At 32.2% G+C, this 1,629-nt stretch carries 3 protein-coding genes; 2 read left to right on the forward strand and 1 reads right to left on the reverse strand.

Annotated elements, in window-relative coordinates:
* A partial coding sequence (locus PK35_RS10500; protein WP_052825978.1) for a winged helix-turn-helix transcriptional regulator occupies positions 1-384 on the reverse strand: 384 nt, incomplete at its 3' end.
* A 105-nt stretch (positions 385-489) separates the two neighbouring features.
* On the opposite strand from PK35_RS10500, the gene PK35_RS10505 reads away from it, so the two are divergent.
* Together PK35_RS10505 and PK35_RS10510 are read left to right on the forward strand one after the other, a co-directional pair.
* Entirely contained in the window at positions 490-1,071 is a 582-nt protein-coding gene (locus tag PK35_RS10505; protein WP_044626685.1) for an NAD(P)H-dependent oxidoreductase, read from the forward strand.
* A gap of 10 nt (positions 1,072-1,081) precedes the next feature.
* A complete protein-coding gene (locus PK35_RS10510) occupies positions 1,082-1,600 on the forward strand; it encodes a peroxiredoxin-like family protein (RefSeq protein ID WP_044626686.1) in 519 nt (172 codons plus the stop codon).
* The last annotated feature ends 29 nt before the right edge of the window (positions 1,601-1,629 follow it).

Consider the following 1,629-nt stretch of genomic DNA (forward strand, 5'->3'; position numbering starts at 1 on the left):
TACGTTGTTGTACGCTGGCTTTTTTACATTTTCTATTATTCTACATTGTTCAAATTCCATTTTGGGGTAAGCTTCATTTGCCCAATCACTTAACATTCTTAAAACTGGCAAAAGTCCAACTGCTTTTTCAGTTAATGAATATTCAACCCTTGGTGGAATTTCAGCAAAGGACTGTCTTAAAAGTAATCCATCGTTTTCTAATTCTTTCAATTGATTAGTCAGTACCTTTTTTGAGATTGTTGGTATAAGTGCATTGAGCATTCCAAATCGCATAGAACCATTTGATAATAAATATAAAATAATCGGTTTCCATTTATTGCCAATTATGTTCATCGTATGCACAAGGGAACAAGCATTCGGGTTGTCTATATATTTTCTTGCCATTAGGTACTTTTTGGTTACCACTATTTGTTCAATTGAAAACTAAATAGTTTCTTTTTTAAACTAATATTAGTTTCTTTGCGATACAAATGTAATTAAAAATTTAAAATGAATAATATTTTTATAATCAACGGTCATCAGAAATATCCATTTTCTGAAGGAAAATTAAACGCAACTTTAACTGAAAAAGCGGAAAGCTACTTGAAGAGCAATGGTTACAATATCAAGAAAACTACAATGGAAGATAATTATGATGTCAATGAAGAAATTGAAAAATTCAAATGGGCAGATGTGGTCTTTTTTCAAACACCATTGAACTGGATGGGTGTAAGTTGGTCTTTTAAAAAATACATTGATGAAGTATTCTCGATGGGTATGATGGGCGAAATGTCTGATGGTGATGGAAGAAGTAAAGAAGCACCGAAGAAGAATTACGGATTAGGTGGAAAGTTAAACGGAAAGTATATGATGTCAGTAACCGCTAATGCACCAAAAGAAGCTTTTAATAATCCAGAAGAAACATTTTTTAATGGAATAAGCGAAGATGAGCTTTTAAAGCCAATGCATCTTAATTTTAAATGGTTTGGTTTTGAACCTTTACCAACTTTTATGGCATATGATGTAATGAAAAATCCAGAAATAGAGAATGATTTTATTCGTTTTGAAAATCATTTGAAAGCAAACTTTTAAAGTATTTATTATGAATAGACCAACACCAAAACATACAGCACCAGATTTAAAGTTTCCATTATTAGGTGGAAATCAATGGGTTTTAGCAGACCAAAATCCAGACAACTTTACTTTGGTTGTTTTTTACCGAGGATTACATTGTCCATTATGTAAAAAGTATTTACAACAATTACAAGAATTGCTACCCGAATTTGAGCAAAGAGGTGTTAATGTATTAGCAGTAAGTATGGATACCGAAAAGAGAGCTAGACTTTCTCGTCAAAAGTGGGAATTGTCTAACCTTACTTTGGGCTATGGTTTATCTGAAAAATCAGCAAGAGATTGGACTTTGTATTTAAGTGCAGGTGTAAAAGATGGTGAACCAAGTGAGTTTAGTGAACCAGGATTATTTTTAATAGACAATAGTAATCAAATTTATTATTCAGCTATTAACAGTAATCCTTGGGGAAGACCTTATTTACCATCTTTTGTAAAAGCAGTAGATTATATTGTTCAGTCAGGCTATCCAGCAAGAGGTGAAATGCTTTAGTTCAGCTGTCTAGTCCTGAAATATGGCTA

The sequence above is a fragment of the Neotamlana nanhaiensis genome, assembly GCF_000943555.1.
GTDB classification, from domain to species: Bacteria; Bacteroidota; Bacteroidia; order Flavobacteriales; family Flavobacteriaceae; genus Neotamlana; species Neotamlana nanhaiensis.